Origin of the sequence: Kitasatospora sp. NPDC058184 (assembly GCF_042883725.1) — a bacterium.
Taxonomy (GTDB): Bacteria; Actinomycetota; Actinomycetes; order Streptomycetales; family Streptomycetaceae; genus Kitasatospora.
In genome coordinates, this window is the sequence record NZ_JBHVVE010000009.1 from 133,865 (window position 1) to 151,255 (window position 17,391).

The 17,391-nt window shown below is 77.7% G+C and carries 1 protein-coding gene; it reads left to right on the plus strand.

Annotation, left to right across the window (positions count from 1 at the left end):
• Window positions 1–13 precede the first annotated feature (13 nt).
• Window positions 14–17,386, plus strand: a complete 17,373-nt coding sequence (locus ACFVXH_RS19030) for a non-ribosomal peptide synthase/polyketide synthase (RefSeq protein ID WP_387825183.1) — start codon at window positions 14–16, stop codon at window positions 17,384–17,386.
• Window positions 17,387–17,391: the final 5 nt, after the last annotated feature.

A 17,391-nucleotide genomic window follows, 5' to 3' on the forward strand; every position in this document is an offset into this window, starting at 1 on the left:
AGGACCTTCCGCCATGGCCGACCGGCCTGCCCAGCCCGTGCGCCCGACCGCCCCGCCGCAGGCGCCGGCCGGTGGCACCACCGCACCGTCGGCGGCGCCCCGGACCCTGGACGCCCTGTTCGCCGCCCAGGCGGCCCGCACGCCGCACGCGCCCGCGCTGACCGACGGGCAGCGCAGCTGGACGTACCGCGACCTGGCCGACCGCGTCGAGCGGCTGGCCCGCGATCTGGGCCGGCGCGGCGCCGGGCCGGAGCGGACGGTGGCCCTGGTCCTGCCGCGCTCCATGGAGCTGGTCGCCGCCGAGCTGGCCGTCGTCCGGGCGGGCGCCGCCTTCCTGCCCGTCGACCCGGGCTACCCCGCCGAGCGGCGGGCGCTGATGCTCGCCGACGCCGCCCCCGCGCTCGTCCTGGACGACCCGGCCGCCGTCCGCGCGGCCCTGGAGACGGAGCGCCCCGAGGACCGGGACCACACGGACCTCCCGGCCGCCGACGGCACCGACCACCCGGCGTACGTGATCTACACCTCGGGCTCCACCGGGACGCCCAAGGGCGTGGTCGTCACCCACCGGGGGATCGCGGGCTTCACGGCGGCGGCGATCGACAACTACGCGGTCGGGCCGGGCGACCGGGTGCTCCAGTTCTCCTCGCCCAGCTTCGACGCCTCCGTCCTGGAACTGTTCGTCTCCGTCCTCACCGGCGCCACCCTGGTGATCCCCCCGGACGGCCCCTGGCTCGGCGAGGAGCTCGCCGCCGTCCTGGACGGGCAGCGCATCACCCACACCCTGATCCCGCCCGCGGCCCTGGCCACTGTCCCGGCCGGCGCGGGCCGCCACCTGCGCACCCTGATCGTCGGGGCCGAGGCCTGCTCCGCCGAGCTGGTCGACCGCTGGGCGCCCGGCCGGCGCATGGTCAACTCCTACGGCCCCACCGAGGCCACCATCGTCGCCACCTGGACCGGCCCGCTCACCGCCGGCACCGGCGCGCCCACCATCGGCGGCGCCCTGCCGCACGCCCGGGTGTACGTGCTCGACGAGGCCATGCGGCCCCAACCGCCCGGCACCGACGGCGAGCTGTACCTCGGCGGCGAGGGCGTCGCCCGCGGCTACCTCGGCCGCCCCGGCCTGACCGCCGCCCGCTTCGTCGCCGACCCCTTCGGCCTGCCCGGCGCCCGGCTCTACCGCACCGGCGACCGGGCCCGGTTCACCGCCGACGGGGAGCTGGAGTTCCTCGGCCGGCTCGACCGGCAGGTCAAGGTCCGCGGCTTCCGGATCGAGCCGGGCGAGATCGAGGCCGCGCTGCGCGCCCACTCCGCCGTCGACCAGGCCGTCGTCGTGGTCCGCGAGGACGAACCGGGCCACACCCGGCTGGTCGGCTACGCCACGCCCGCCGACCCGGAACTGCCCCCGGACCCGGCCGCGCTGCGCACCGCCCTGGCCGCCGCGCTGCCCGCCCACCTGGTGCCCGCCGCCGTCGTCGTGCTGCCCGCCCTCCCGCTCACCCCGCAGCTCAAGATCGACCAGCGGGCGCTGCCCGCGCCCGCCCGGCAGAGCGCCGCCGGCGGGCTCGCCCCGCGCACCGAACGGGAGCGCGCCCTGGCCGCCGTCTGGGCCGAGGTCCTCGGCCTCGACGCGGTGGGGGCCGAGGACGACTTCTTCGACCTCGGCGGCGACTCCGTCCTCGCCGCCCGCACCCTGGCCCGGATCACCGAGCGCCTCGGCGTCCGGCTCACCCTGCGCGACGTCTTCACCGCCCGCACCGTCGCCGCCCTCGCCCCGCTGCTCGACCGGCCGGCCGCCGCGCCCACCGGGCCCGTCCCGCCCGCGCCGCGCGGGGAGCCGCTGCCGCTCTCCAGCGCCCAGCGCCGGCTCTGGTTCCTGGAGGACCTCGCCACCGGCGGCACCGGCAACCACACCGGCGTCGCCCTGCGGCTGCACGGCGACCTCGACCGGGAGGCCCTCGGCCGGGCCCTGCGGCGGCTCACCGCCCGGCACGACGCGCTGCGCACCACCGTCACCGCCGTCGACGGGCGGCTCGAGCAGCACGTCGCCGAGCGGGCCGACCTGCCGCTGCGCACCGAGGACCTCGGCGCCCTGCCGGCCGGCGAGCGCGCCGAAGCGGCCGACCGCCTGCTCGCCGAGGAGCTGGAGCGGCCCTACGACCTGGCGCGGGGCCCGCTCAGCCGGGCGCTGCTGGTCCGGCTCGCCGCCGACGAGCACCTGCTGCTGCTGGCGCAGCACCACATCGTCACCGACGGCTGGTCGGTCGGCGTCCTCACCCGCGAACTGGCCGCCCTCCTGCGGGCGGAGGCCACCGGCGAACCCGACGGCCTGCCCGCCCCCGCCCTCCAGTACCCCGACTACGCCCACTGGGAGCAGCACCGCCCGGCCGACCACGCGTCCGACCTCGCCTACTGGAAGCGCGCCCTGGCCGGCCTGCCCACCCTGCGGCTGCCCACCGACCGCCCCCGGCCCGCCGAGCGCGCCGGCCGCGGCGCGGCGCACCGCCACCACCTCCCGGCCGAGCTGGTCGACCGGCTGCGCCACCTCGCCGCGGGCCGCGGCACCACCGTGTTCACCCTGTTCGCCGGGGCGTCCGCGCTGCTGCTCTCGCGCCACTCCGGCCAGCGGGACGTGGCCTTCGGCACCGTCGTCAACGGGCGGGAGCGGCGCGAGCTGGAGGAGGTGACCGGCTTCTTCGTCAACACCGTGGTGCTGCGCGGCGACGTGGACGAGGAGGCCACCGTCGACCGCTTCGTGGAGTCCATGCGCACCACCCTGCTGGACGCCTTCGCCCACGCCGAGGTGCCCTTCGACCGGGTGGTCGAGGAACTGGCCCCGCCCCGCGACCCCAGCCGCACCCCGCTGGTCCAGGTCGCCGTCGTCCAGCAGACCCCCGCCGCCCCGGCGCCCGCCGGCGGGCTGCGCTTCACCGACCACCCGCTGCCCCGCCCGGCAGCCCGCTTCGACCTGGTGCTGGAGTTCACCCCCGACGAGGCCGACGGCGGCTGCACGCTGACGGTCGAGTACGACACCGACCTGTTCGACCGGCGGACGGTGACCGCGCTGGCCGCCCACCTGCACCGGCTGCTGGCCGGGATGGCGGACGGGCCGCGGCGCACCCTCGCCGAACTGCCGATGATCCCCGAGGAGGAGCAGCGCGCGCTGCTCGCCTCCCGGAAGCCGCCGCGGGAGCTCCCGGGCACCGACCCGGCCCGGCCGTCCGGATGGAGCCGGGTCCACGTGCTCGACCGCGCGCGGCGCCCCCAACCCGTCGGGGTGCCCGGCGAGTTGTACCTCGCGGGCTACCTCCCGGACCAGCCGGACGAGCGGCTCGTCCCCGACCCGTACGGCGCGCCGGGGGAGGCGATGTACGGCACCGGGGAGCTGGTGCGGTGGACCGCCGACGGCGGACTGGAGCACCTCGGCCGGGTCGAGGAGCGGGCGAAGCCCCGCGGCGGGGAGACCGACCCGGCCCCCGCCCCCGCCGCGGCCGCCCCCCGCCACGTCGCCCCCCGGACCCCCGCCGAACGCGCGCTGGCCGGCATCTGGGCCGAGGTGCTGCGGCTGGAGCGGGTCGGCGCCGACGACAACTTCTTCGACCTCGGCGGCGACTCCATCCTCGGCATCCAGGTGGTGGCCCGCTCCCGGCAGGCCGGGCTGGCGGTGACCTCCCGGGACCTCTACCGCCACCAGACGGTCGCCGCGCTCGCCCTGGCCGCGGAGGACGCCGAGGCGCCCGCCGCGCCCGCGCCGGTGGCCGCCACCGGGGAGGCCGCGTTGACCCCGATCCAGCGCTGGTGGTTCGAGCGGGCCGCCGGTCGGGCCGGCCACTTCGCCCAGGCCGTCTCCCTGCTGCTGCCCGGCGACCTCGACCGGGCGGCCCTGGAAGAGGCCCTGAACGACCTGGTCGCCCACCACGACGCGCTGCGCTCCGCCTTCACGGCCCCGGACGGCGCCGGCGCGGTGCGCTGGCGGATCCAGGAGCCGACGGCCCGCACCACCCTGGCCCGGCACACCGGCCCCGACCAGGACACCCCGCACTTCGGGCCGTACGACCTGGCCGGCGGCGCCCCGCTGCTGCGCGCCGTCCTGCACGAGCGCGCCGACGGCCGGCCCCCGGTCCTCCACCTGGCCGTCCACCACCTGGTGGTCGACGGGGTCTCCTGGCGGGTCCTGCTGGAGGACCTCGACACCGCGTACCGGGCCCGCCGCGAGGGCCGGGACGGCGCGGCCGCCCTCCCGGCGAAGTCCTCGCCGCTGCGGCAGTGGGCCGAGCGGCTGAGCGCCTTCGCCGCCGCGGGCGGCTTCGAGGACGAGTCCGCGTACTGGGCCGGGGCCGTGCCCGGGCCGTCCGCCGACGAGCCCTTCCCCGCCGAGCCCTTCCCCGCCGAGCTGGACGGCCCCGACAGCTACGCCACCGAACGCTCCGTCACCGTCCGGCTGAGCCCCGCCGACACCGCCGCCCTGCTGCGCACCCTGCCCGACACCTACCGCACCCAGGCCAACGACGTGCTGCTGAGCGCGCTGGGCCGGGCGCTGTGCGGGGCGAGCGGGCTGGAGCGGGTCGTGGTGGACGTCGAGGGCCACGGGCGCGAGGAGCTGTTCGCCGACCTCGACCTCGGCCGTACGGTCGGCTGGTTCACCACCCGCCACCCCGTCGCCCTGGCCGTCCCCGCCGGGGCCGGCTGGGACACCGTCCTCAAGCAGGTCAAGGAGCAGCTGCGCGCCGTCCCCCGGCGCGGCCTCGGCTTCGAGGCGCTGCGCCACCTCGGCCGCCCCGGCACCGCGCCCGAGGTTCCGGCCGCCCGGATCAGCTTCAACTACCTGGGCCGCATCGCCCTGCCGGACGACCCGGACGGGCTGTTCCGCGGCACCTTCCGGCCGCTGGAGCTGGACGCCGACCCGGCGGTCGAGCGCCCCCACCCGCTGGAGGTGGTCGGCCGGCTGGACGGTGACGCGCTGGAGTTCACCTGGTTCCACTCCGCCGCCGTCCACGGCTCCGCCACCGTCGAGGCGCTGGCCCGGCGCTTCGCCGAGGAGCTGGCCGACCTCGCCCGCCACGCGACCACCCCCGGCGCCGCCGGGCGCACCCCGTCCGACTTCCCGCTCGCCCGGCTCGACCAGCCGGCGGTGGACCTGATCACCGGCGCCGACCCGGGCGCGGTGGAGGACGTCCTGCCGCTCACCCCGACCCAGTCCGGCATGCTCTTCCACGGCCTCGCCGAGGAGGACAGCGGCGCCTACTTCCAGCAGCTGGACTTCGTCCTCGACGGGGTGCCCGACCCGGCCCGCCTCGCCGAGGCCTGGCAGTGGGTCACCGACCGCACCGCGGTGCTGCGCGCCCACGTCCGCTGGCAGGAGGTGCCCGAGCCGCTGCTGGTGGTGCACCGCCGGGTGGCCGTGCCGGTCGGCCACCTGGACTGGCGCGCGCTGCCCGAGGAGGAGCGCCGCACCCGGCTGGCCGAACTGCTGGACCGCGACCGGGCCCGCGGCCTCGACCTCGCGCGGGCCCCGCTCCAGCGGCTGCTGCTGATCCGCCTCTCGGAGAGCCGGGTGCGGGTGCTCTGGTCGTTCCACCACCTGGTGCTGGACGGCTGGAGCCTGTTCCAGGTGCTCTCGGACGTCTTCGCGGTGCACGCCGCCCTGGCCTCGGGGCCTGAGGTCCCGTACGGCACCGTGCCGGAGCGCCGGCCCTACCGCGACTACCTGGCCTGGCTGGGCGGGCGCGACCACGCCGAGGCCGAACGGCACTGGCGCACCCGCCTCGCCGGGCTGGTGGAGGCGACGCCGCTGCCGTACGACCGCGAGCCGGTGCAGAGCCACCGCGCGGAGTCCACCCGGGCGGTGCCGTTCACCCTGCCCGCCGCCGCGACCAGGGCGCTGGAGGACCTGGCGCGCGGCTCCGGGCTGACCCTCAACACCCTGGTCCAGGGCGCCTGGGCGGTGCTGCTGGGCCGCCAGGCCGGGCGGGCCGAGGTGGTGTACGGCACCACCTCCTCCGGGCGCCCGCCCGAGCTGCCCGGCGTCGAGTCGATGACCGGCCTGTTCATCACCACCCTGCCGACCCGTACCACGGTGCCCGCCGACGGCACCCTGCTGGACTGGCTCCAGGCCCTCCAGCGGGAGCAGAGCGAGGACCGGCGGTACGGCTTCGTCCCGCTCACCCGGATGCGGGCCGGCACCGGACTGCCCGAGCAGACCGGCCTGTTCGACAGCCTGGTGGTCTTCGAGAACTACCCGGTCGACGAGGACGCGGCCGACGCCCACGGCCTGCGGCTGCGCGACCTGGACGGCATCGAGACCACCAACTACCCGCTCGCCCTGCTCGCCTACCCCGGCCCGGAGCTGTCCCTGCGGCTCTGCTACGACCCGCGGCTGTTCGACGAGTCCACCGTGCGGCGGCTGGCCGGTCAGCTCACCGCCGCGCTGACCGGCCTGCCCGCCGGCGCCCACCGCCCGCCCGCGCGGCTGCCGCTGCTGACCGCCGAGGAGCGGCACCGCGTCCTGGTCGACTGGAACGCCACCGCCGCCGAGCAGCCCGCGGCCGACATCGCCGAGCTGTTCGCCGAGCAGGTGCTCCGAACCCCCGGGGCGGTCGCCCTGGAGGCTGGCGAGCAGCGCCTCACCTACCGCGAACTGGACGCCCGGGCCGCCGAGTTGGCCGGGCACCTGGCCGCGCAGGCGGTCCGGGTGGAGCAGCCGGTCGGGGTGCTGATGGAGCGCTCCGTCGAGCTGGTCGTCGCCCAGCTGGCGCTGGTCCGCACCGGCGGGGTCTTCGTGCCGCTGGACGGCCGGGCGCCGCGCGAGCGGCTGCACCGGATGCTGGCCGAGGCGGGCGCCGAGCTGCTGCTCACCGACGCCCGCTGGGCGGACACCGCCGCCGAGCTGCGCCCCGCCGAGCGGGTGCTGCGCGTCGACCGGCCGGACCGCACCGGCGCGCCGGCCGCGCCGCCGGCGGCCGTCCACCCCGACAACGTCCAGTACCTGATGTTCACCTCGGGCTCCACCGGCACCCCCAAGGGCGTCGCGGTGCGCCGCCGGGACGTCGCCGCGCTCGCCCTGGACCGCGCCTTCACCGGCCACGACCGGGTGCTGGTGCACTCCCCGCACGCCTTCGACGCCGCCACCTACGAGCTCTGGGTGCCGCTGCTGCGCGGCGGCACCGCCGTCCTCGCCCCGCCGGAGGACCTGGACGCCGCCGCCGTCCGGCACGCCGTCACCGAGCAGGGGGTGACCTGCCTGTGGCTGACGGCCGGGCTGTTCCGGCTGCTCGCCCAGGAGGACCCGGGCTGCCTGAGCGGCGCCCGCGAGGTGTGGACCGGCGGCGAGGCGGTGCCCGGCGCCGCCGTCCGCAAGGTCCTGGCGGCCTGCCCCGGCCTCACCGTGGTCGACGGCTACGGGCCGACCGAGACCACCACCTTCGCCACCCGCCGGGCCTTCCGCGAGGGCGACGAGCTGCCCGCCACGCTGCCGATCGGCCGCCCGCTGGACAACACCCGGGCGTACGTCCTGGACGCTGCGCTCCAGCCCCAACCGCCGGGCATCACCGGTGAGCTGTACATCGCCGGGGCCGGGCTCGCACGCGGCTACGCGGGCCGCCCCGGCGAGACCGCCGCCCGCTACCTCGCCGACCCCTTCGGCCCGCCCGGCGCCCGGATGTACCGCACCGGCGACACCGTCCGGTGGAGCGCGGACGGCGAACTGCACTTCGTCGGCCGCGCCGACGACCAGATCAAGATCCGCGGCTTCCGGATCGAACCCGCCGAGATCGAGGCCCGGCTCACCGCCCACCCGGCCGTCGCCGAGGCCGTGGTCTCGCTCCACCAGGACGCCGGACGCAAGCGCCTCGCCGCCCACCTGGTGCCGGCCGAGGGCGCCGAGCCGCCCGGCGCCGCCGAACTGCGCGCCCACCTGGCCGCCGACCTGCCCGACTACATGCTGCCCGCGGCCTTCGTCACGCTGCCCGAACTCCCGCTCACCGCCAACGGCAAGGTGGACCGCCGCCGGCTGCCCGCCCCCGACTGGTCGACGGGCGGCGACCGCCCCCACCGCGCCCCCGGCACCGACCGCGAGCGCCTGCTCGCCGCGATCTGGGCCGAGCTGCTCGGGGTCGAACGGGTGGGGCTGGACGACGACTTCTTCCTGCTCGGCGGCGACTCCATCCTGAGCATCCAGGTGGTCTCCCGGGCCCGCGCCGCCGGTCTCGCGCTCTCCCCGCGCGACCTGTTCCGGCACCCCACCGTCGCCGCCCTGACCGCGGCCGCCGGCAGCGCCGTCACCGTCGCGGGCACCGAACCGGTCGGCGGCGAGGTCGGCCTGACACCGATCCAGCACTGGTTCCTCGACCCGAACCCGCCGTACGCCCACCACTTCGACCAGTCCCTGGTGGTGGAGGCCCCCGGCGCCGTCGACCCCCGGGCCCTGCGCCGCGCCCTGGCCGCCCTCTGGGCCCACCACGACGCGCTGCGCTCCCGCTTCACCCGCGCCGAGGACGGCACCTGGCGGCAGCACTGCGCCCCCGCCGAGGAGGCCGCGCCCGAACTGCTGGAGGTCCACGGCCACGGCGCCGAGGAGGCGGTGACCGCGGCCGCCCACGCCTCCTTCCGGCCGGCCGACGGCCCGCTGCTCACCGTCCGGCTGTTCCAGGGCGACGGCGCCCGGCCCGACCGGCTGCTGCTGGCCGTCCACCACCTGGTGGTCGACGGCGTCTCCTGGCGGGTGCTGCTGGAGGACCTGGAGACCGCCTACCGGCAGGCCGTCGAGGGCCGCCCGCTGCGGCTGCCCGCCCGCACCAGCTCCGTCCGGGAGTGGGCCCGCCGCCTGGCCGCGCACACCGCGGCCGGCGGTTTCGACGGGCAGCGCGACCACTGGGCGGCCGCCGCCCGGGCCTGCGCCACCCCGCTGCCGGTGGACGGCGACGGTACCAACACCGCCGCCGACCTGCGCGAGGTGACCGTCCGGCTGGACCGCGACCGCACCGACGCCCTGCTGCGGCAGGTCCCCGCGGTCTACCGCACCCGGATCGACGACGTGCTGCTCACCGCGCTCGGCCGGGTGCTCGCCGACTGGACCGGGCGCGGCACCGTCGCCGTCGGCCTGGAGGGCCACGGCCGCGAGGACCGGCTGTTCGACGGCCTCGACCTGTCCCGCACGGTCGGCTGGTTCACCTCGCTCTTCCCCGTCGCCCTCGACGTCCCGGCGGGGGACTGGGGCACCGCCCTGAAGGCCGTCAAGGAGCAGCTGCGGGCGGTGCCCGACCGCGGCCTCGGGTACGGTGCGCTGCGCCACCTCGCCGGGGACGCGGCGCTCGCCGACGCGCCCGCCCCCGGCGTCGCCTTCAACTACCTGGGCCGCTTCGACTGGTCCGCCGACGGCGCCGCCCTGGTCCGCGCCGTCCCCGGCGGCCTCGGCGGCGCGGAGGCGCCCGGCACCGAGCGCCCCCACCTGCTGGACGTGGTCGCCCGGGTCGAGGACGGCGAGCTGGAGATCGGCTGGTACTACAGCGCCGGCCGGCACCGCGCCGACACCGTCACCGGGCTCGCCCACGCAATGCTGGGCGCCCTGGAGGAGATCGTCGCCCACTGCGCCGAGCCCGGCGCGGGCGGCCGCACCCCCGCCGACTTCCCGCTCGCCCGGCTCGACCAGGCGGCCGTGGACCGGATCGCCGGGGACGGCCGAGCGGTCGCCGACGTCTACCCGCTGACCCCGATGCAGGCCGGGATGCTCTTCCACAGCCTGCTCGACCCGGACGGCGACACCTACGTCAACCAGGTCCAGCTGGTGCTGGACGGGGTCACCGACCCGCACGCGCTGGCCGAGGCCTGGCAGCGGACCGCCGACGCCAACGCGATCCTGCGCACCCGGCTCAGCTGGCAGGACGGCGCCGAACCGCTCCAGGTCGTCCAGCACCGGGCCGCCGTCCCGGTCGCCCACCACGACTGGACCGGCCGCCCCGCCGAGCAGGTCGAGCGGGACACCGCCCGGCTGCTCGCCGAGGACCGGGCGGCCGGCATCGACCTCGGCGGCGCGCCGCTGCTGCGCCTCGCCCTGATCCGGCTGACACCGACCCGGGTCCGGGTGGTGTGGACCTTCCACCACGTGCTGCTCGACGGCTGGAGCGCCGCCCAGGTCTTCGACGAGGTGTGCGAGCGCTACGCCGCCCTGACCGCCGGACGCGCCCCCGCTCCGGCCGAACGGGCGCCCTACGCCGACTACCTGCGCTGGCTGGCCGGCCAGGACGGGGCGGAGGCCGAGCGGTACTGGCGCGACACCCTGGCCGGCTTCCCCGCCCCCACCGAACTGCCCCGGGACCGCCGCCCGGCCGGCGCCCACCGCGCCTCCTCCTCGGCCTCGGTGCGGGTCGCCCTCGGCGCCGAGCTGTCCGAGCGGCTGCGCGACACCGCCCGGCAGGCCGGGCTGACCGTCAACACCGTGCTCCAGGGCGCCTGGGCGCTGCTGCTCTCCCGCTACGGCGGCGGGGACGACGTGGTGTTCGGCACCATCGTCTCCGGCCGGCCCGCCGAACTCCCCGGCGTCACCTCGATGGTGGGGCTGTTCATCAACGCCCTGCCCACCCGGGTGCGGATCGACCCCCGGCGCCCGCTGCGGGAGCTGCTGCGGGAGGTCCAGGACCACCAGTCCGAGGCCCGCCGGCACGACGCCGTCTCGCTGGCCCAGCTCCAGGGCTGGAGCGAACTGCCCGGCGGCACCGCCCTGTTCGACAGCCTGGTGGTCTTCGAGAACTACCCCTTCGACGCCCAGTCGCTGACCCGGCACGGCCTCGGCGTGGAGACCGAGCAGGTGCTGGAGCCGACCAGCTACCCGCTCAGCGTGGTGGTCGCCCCCGGCGAGTCCATCGAGGTCGGCCTGGACCACGACCCGGCCCTCTTCGACACCGCCACCGTCGAGGGGCTCGGCGCGGGCCTGCGCACCCTGCTCGCCGGGATGGCGGCCGGCCTCGACCGGCCGGTGGGCGAACTGCCGCTGCTGGAGCCGGCCGAGGGGCGCGCACTGGTGGCACGCCTCGGCGGGGCGGTCACCGAGGCACCGGACGGCACCCTGCCCGAGGCCTTCGCCCGACAGGCAGCCCGCACCCCCGACGCCCCGGCGGTCCGCTCCGGCGACGAGCAGCTGACCTACCGGGAGCTCGACGAGCGCTCCAACCGGCTGGCCCGGCTGCTGATCGCGGCCGGGGCCGGCCCCGAGCGCTTCGTCGCGCTCGCGCTGCCCCGCACCGTCGAACTCGCCGTGGCACTGCTCGCGGTGCTCAAGAGCGGCGCAGCCTACCTGCCCGTCGACCCCGGCTACCCGGCCGAGCGGATCGCCTACCTCTTCGAGGACGTCCGGCCCGACGCCGTCGTCACCGGCACGGCGACCGCCGACCGGCTGCCCGACGGCCCGTCCACCCGGATCGTGCTGGACGACCCCGCCTGCCGCGAGCGCCTGGCCGCCGCCCGCGCCGACGCTGTCCGCGACGAGGAGCGGCACGGCGCCCTGCGGCCGGAGCACCCCGCGTACGTCATCCACACCTCCGGCTCGACCGGCCGCCCCAAGGGCGTCGTGGTCGCCCACAGCTCGGTGCTCGCCCTGACCGACTGGGCCGCCGCCGAGTTCGCCGACGGCGGCCTGGCCCACGTGCTCGCCGCCACCTCGCTCAACTTCGACGTGTCGGTGTTCGAGATCTTCGCGCCGCTGCTCTCCGGCGGCCGCGTGGAACTCCTGCGCGACCTGCTGGCGCTGGCCGAGCGCCCCGGCCCCTGGCGGGCCGGCCTGCTCAGCGCGGTGCCCTCGGCCCTCGGCGGACTGCTCGCTGACGGCGCCGTGCACCTCGCGGCGGACACCGTGGTGCTGGCCGGCGAGGCACTGCCCGCCCGCACCGTGCGCCAGGTCCGCGAGGCCGTCCCCGGCTGCCGGGTGCTGAACGTCTACGGCCCCACCGAGGCCACCGTCTACGCCACCGCCCACACCTGCGACCCCGCCGACCCGGACCGCGACCCGCCGATCGGCCGCCCGGTCGGCGGCGCCCGGGCCTACGTCCTGGACGAGCGGCTGCGCCCGGTGCCCGTCGGCGCGCCCGGGGAGCTGTACCTCGCCGGCACCGGCGTGGCCCGCGGCTACCTGCACCGCCCCGGCCTGACCGCCGCCCGCTTCCTGCCCGACCCGTACGGCCCGCCCGGCGCCCGGATGTACCGCACCGGCGACCGGGTGCGCTGGAGCGCCGACGGCGGCCTCGACTACCTCGGCCGTGCCGACGACCAGGTCAAGGTGCGCGGCTTCCGGATCGAACTCGGCGAGGTCGAGGCCGCCCTGGCCCGCCACCCCCGGGTGACGGCGGCCGCCGCCCGGGTGGTCGACCAGGACGGCCACAAGCGGCTGGTGGGCTACGCGGTGCCGCGCGACGGCGCCCTGCCCGACCAGGCCGAGTGGCGGGCCTTCCTCGGCGACACCCTCCCCGGCCACCTGGTGCCCGCCCTGGTGGTGCCGCTGGAGCGGCTGCCGCTCGGCGCCACCGGCAAGCTGGACCGGCGCGCCCTGCCCGAGCCGGTGTGGGCCGCGCCCGCGACGGAGGCCGGCCGGCCCCCGCGCACCGACACCGAGCGCGCCCTCGCCGCCATCTGGCGCGAGGTGCTCGGGGTGCCCGACGTGAGCGCGGACGACAACTACTTCGCCCTCGGCGGGGACTCCATCCTCGGCATCCAGATCGTCTCGGCGGCCCGCCGGGACGGCCTGGCGCTGACCCCCCGGTACCTGTTCGCCCACCAGACCCTGGCCGAGCTCGCCCGCGCCGCCGAGGGCTCACCGCGCCCCGAGCCCGCCGCCGACCAGGGCGCGGTGGTCGGCGAGGCCCCGCTCACCCCCGTCCAGCACTGGCTGCTGGACACCCTGGACGGCGACCCGGCCCGGCTCACCCAGTCCGTCTCCTTCACCCTCGCCCCGGACACCGACGAGGAAACCCTGCGGGCCGCGCTGGCCGCCGTCCTGGACCACCACGACGCGCTGCGGCTGCGCTACGAACCGTTCGCCGACGGCCGGTGGCGCCAGCACGGCACCGCCCCCGGCCAGGCCCCCGAACTGCGTCCGCACGAGCTGCCCGCCGCCGAGGGTGAGCAGCGCGCGACCGTCCTGCGGGACCTCGGCGAGCGGCTGGCCGAGGGCTTCGACCTGGCCGCCGGACCGCTGCTGCGGGCCGCGCTCTGCCGCTTCGCCGAAGACCCCCGCCCGGTGCTGCTGCTGGCCGCGCACCACCTGGTGGTGGACGCGGTGTCCTGGCGGATCCTGCTGGAGGACCTGGAGCGCGCCCACAACGCGCTGAGCGCGGGCGAGCGGCCCGACCTCGGCGCCAAGAGCACCTCCTTCCGGGCCTGGGCCGAACGGCTCGCCGCGCACACCGCGGCCGGCGGCTTCGACGCGGAACTCCCGTACTGGCAGGGCCTGGTGGACGACGACCTGCCGGTGGACCTGGACGGCGCCAATACGGCGGAGAGCGAGGAGTCGCTGACCTTCGCCCTGGACGCCGAGTCCACCCGCCGGCTGCTCCAGGACGTCCCGGAGGCCTACCGCACCCGGGTCAACGACGTCCTGCTCTGCGCCCTCGGCCGGGTGCTGGCCCGCTGGACCGGACGCGGCCGGGTGCTGGTCGCCCTGGAGGGCCACGGCCGCGAGGAGCCCTTCGACGGCGTCGACCTCTCCCGCACCGTCGGCTGGTTCACCACGATGTACCCCGTCGCCCTGGACGTGCCCCCGGACGCCGACCCCGGCACCGCCCTGAAGGCCGTCAAGGAGAGCCTGCGCGCCGTCCCCGGCGGCGGCCTCGGCCACGGCGCCCTGCGCCACCTCAAGCCGGTGCCGGGCCTGGCGCTGCCGCGGATCGGCTTCAACTACCTGGGCCGGCAGGACTGGACCGCCACCCCCGGCGGCCTGCTGCACGCCCCGGCCGGCCCGCTCACCGGCGGCATGGACCGCACCGCCCGCCGCCCCCACCTGCTGGACGTGCTCGGCCTGGTCGCCGAGGGCCGGCTCTCCTTCACCTGGTCCTACTCCCGCGCGGTGCACCACAGCGGGACGGTCGCCCGGCTGGCCGCCGAACTGCTGGACGAGCTGCGGGAGCTCGTCCGCCACTGCGCCGAACCCGGCGCCGGCGGCCGCACCCCCTCCGACTTCCCGCTGGCCGGCCTCGACCAGGCCGGCGTCGACCGGCTGGCCGGCACCGGACGGGAGGTGACGGAGATCCAGCCGCTCACCCCCACCCAGACCGGCATGGTGGTGCACGGCCTGGACGAGGCCGAACACGGCCTCTACGTCGAGCAGATCACCTTCGTCCTGGACGGCGCCCGCGACCCGGGCCTGCTGGCCGCCGCCTGGCAGCACGTCGTCGACCGCACCCCGGTGCTGCGCACCTCGGTGGTGCTGCGCGACGTGCCGGTGCCGCTCCAGGTGGTCCACCGGCAGGCTGTGCTGCCGGTCGCCGAGCACGACTGGAGCGAGCTGGGCGAGGCCGAGCGCGCCGCCCGGCTGGAGGAACTGCTCGCCGAGCAGCGGGCCCGCCCGCTGGTGCTGGACCGGCCCCCGCTGCTGCGGCTGGACCTGGTCCGGCTCGGGCCGGACCAGGTCCGGGTGGTCTGGGCCTTCCACCACGTGCTGCTGGACGGCTGGAGCGTCTTCCACGTCCTCGCCGACGTGCTGGCCGCGCACGCCGCCCTGGCCCGGGGCGAGCGCCCCGAGCTGCCCGAGCGCCGCCCCTTCGCCGAGTACGTCCGCTGGCTCGCCGCCCGCGACACCGGTGCCGCCGTCGAGCACTGGCGCGGCGTGCTGGGCGACCTCGCCGCCCCCACCCCGCTGCCCTACGACCGCCGGCCCGCCCAGGGCGACACCGCCCGCTCCGGCGACTGGCTCTCGCACCGGCTGGACGAGGCCGCGACCGCGCGGCTCCAGGAGTTCGCCCGCCGCCACCGCCTCACCCTCAACACCGTGGTGCAGGGCGCCTGGGCGCTGCTGCTGTCGCGCTGGAGCGGGGAGCGGCGGGTCTGCTTCGGCACCACCGTCTCCGGCCGGCCCGCCGACCTGGCCGGCTCCGACGGCATCGTCGGCCTGTTCATCACCACCCTGCCCGCCCGGGTCGCCGTCGACGGCCGGCAGCCCTGCGCCGACTGGCTGCGCACCCTCCAGGAGGAGCAGGCCGAGGACCGCCGCTTCGACCACCTGCCGCTGGCCCGGATGCACGGGCTGAGTCAGGTCCCGCCGGGCACCGAGCTGTTCGACAGCCTGGTGGTCTTCGAGAACTACCCGGTCGGCGACGCCACGGCCGGCGCGTACGGCCTGCTGGTGCGCGACCTGGACGCCCGGGAGGCCACCAACTACCCGCTCACCGTGGTCGTCTCGCCCGGCGAGCGGCTCGCCGTGGAACTCGGCCACGACCCGCGCTTCCTCGACCGGCGGACCGCCGGGCGGCTCGCCGACCAGCTGCTGCACACCCTGAACGCGCTGGCCGCCTCGGACGGCGCCACCCCGCTGGACGGGCTCGACCTGCTGCCGCCCGGCGAACGGGAGCGGCTGCTGCACGGCCCCGCCCGCCCGGCGCTCGCCCCGGTGCCCCCGGCGACCCTGCCCGCCCTGGTCGAGGCCGCCGCGGACCGGTGGCCGGAGGCCGTCGCGCTGAGCGCGGACGGCCTGGAGCTGACCTACGCCGAGGCCGAGGCGCACGCGAACCGCCTCGCCCACCGGTTGATCGCGCGCGGCGCCGGCCCCGGGGAGATCGTCGCCCTGCTGCTGCCCCGCTCGGCGGACACCGTGCTCGCCGAACTGGCGGTGGCGAAGACCGGCGCCGCCTTCCTGCCCGTCGACCCGCACTACCCCGAGGAGCGGATCGGGGCGATGCTGCGCGACGCGGCGCCCGCGCTGACCCTGGACGCCAAGGAGGTCGCCGAGCTGCTCGCCGCCGACCCCGACGGCGCCCGCGGCCACCGCCCCACCGACGCCGACCGCACCCGCCCGCTCGACCCGGACGACCCCGCCTACGTCATCTTCACCTCCGGCTCCACCGGCACCCCGAAGGGCGTCGTGGTCACCCACCGGGGCCTCGCCGCCTTCGCCGCCGCCGAGGCCGCCCACTACCAGGTGGCCCCGGGGGACCGGGTGCTGGCCTTCGCCACCCCCAGTTTCGACGCCTCCGTGCTCGAACTGTGCCTGGCCCTGCCGCACGGCGCCCGGCTGGTGGTGCCCGAGCCCGGACCGCTGCTCGGCGCCCACCTGGCCGAACTGCTCCGGGCGGAGCGGATCACCCACACCCTGCTGCCGCCCGCCGCCCTCGCCACCCTGCCGGCCGACACTCCCGGCAGCCTGCCCGCGCTGAAGACCCTGATCGTCGGCGCGGAGGCCTGCGGCCCCGACCTGGTCGCCCGCTGGGCCCCGCACCACCGGATGGTCAACTCCTACGGCCCCACCGAGGCCACCGTCGTCGCCACCTGGTCCGCGCCGCTCACCGCCGACGGCGCCGCCCCGCCGATCGGCCGCCCGCTGCCCGGCACCGGCGCGTACGTCCTGGACGCCCGGCTGCGGCCGGTGCCCGACGGCGTCCCCGGCGAACTGTGGCTGAGCGGCCCTGCCCTGGCCCGCGGCTACCTCGGCCGCCCCGGGCTGACCGCCGCCCGCTTCACCGCCGACCCGTACGGGCCGCCCGGCGGCCGGATGTACCGCACCGGCGACCTGGTGCGCCGCGACCGCCACGGCGAACTGCACTACCTGGGCCGCACCGACCACCAGCTCAAGCTGCGCGGCCACCGGATCGAGGCGGGCGAGGTGGAGGCCGTGCTGGCGCGCCACCCGGCCGTCCTGGACGCGGTGGTGAGCATCCGGGAGGACGAGCCCGGACTGCCCAGGCTGGTCGCCCACCTGCTGGCCGCCCCCGGCGCCGAACCGCCGACCGCCGCCGAACTGCGCGCCCTGGCCGCCCGCGCCCTGCCCGGCCCGATGGTCCCCACGGCCTTCGCGGTACTGGAGCGCTTCCCGCTCACCGCGAGCGGCAAGACCGACCGCGCGGCCCTGCCCGCCCCCGACCCGGCCGAGGCCGAGCCGGCCGGACGGGTGGCCCCGCGCACCCCCACCGAGGAGGCGGTGGCGGAGATCTGGGCCGAGGCCCTGCGCACCGCCGTCGGCGCCACCGACGACTTCTTCCAGCTGGGCGGCGACTCCATGCGCGCCCTGCTGATCGCCTCCCGGGCCAACGACGCCTTCGGCGTCACGCTCACCCCCCGCGACGTGCTGGTCTCCCGCACCGTGGCCGCCCTGGCCGACCTGGTGGAGGACCTGGTGCTCAGCGAACTCGAAGCCGCCGCGCTGGACGGCCCCGACGAACCCGCCGCCCCCGGCAGCCCCGACGATGACGAACGGTGAGGACC

Bases quoted from the DNA above. Each gene is read 5' to 3' on its own strand.
- ACFVXH_RS19030 (WP_387825183.1), top strand. From the start codon at position 14: ATGGCCGACCGGCCTGCCCAGCCCGTGCGCCCGACCGCCCCGCCGCAG.